The 300-nt window shown below is 42.0% G+C and carries 1 protein-coding gene; it reads right to left on the reverse strand.

Annotated features, from left to right (window positions below):
- Positions 1-237: transposase (locus tag BLO31_RS12120; RefSeq protein WP_070966712.1), on the reverse strand; the 237-nt coding region annotated here is incomplete at its 3' end.
- Positions 238-300: the final 63 nt, after the last annotated feature.

Consider the following 300-nt stretch of genomic DNA (forward strand, 5'->3'; position numbering starts at 1 on the left):
TATGTCTCGCTCTTCTGTTACTCGCTGCAATTCCTTTTTAAGTCGACGAATTTCAGCACTTTCATCAGATTGAGCTTGGTATTGTGAGGAGTTAGGACCATAGCGTTTAACCCACGCATACAAACTATGGCTCGTTGTTCCAAGTCGCGCTGCAACATCAGCCACGCTATGACCTTTTTCAGTCACTTGTTTGACGGCTTCAATTTTAAATTCTTCTGGATATCTCTTGCTGCTCATAAGCACCTCTCTATTAGTCATTTTGTCTAACTAAAAGGTGTCTATCAAGTCGGTGGCTATTCA

The organism is Vibrio sonorensis, from assembly GCF_001854765.1.
GTDB classification, from domain to species: domain Bacteria; phylum Pseudomonadota; class Gammaproteobacteria; order Enterobacterales; family Vibrionaceae; genus Vibrio; species Vibrio sonorensis.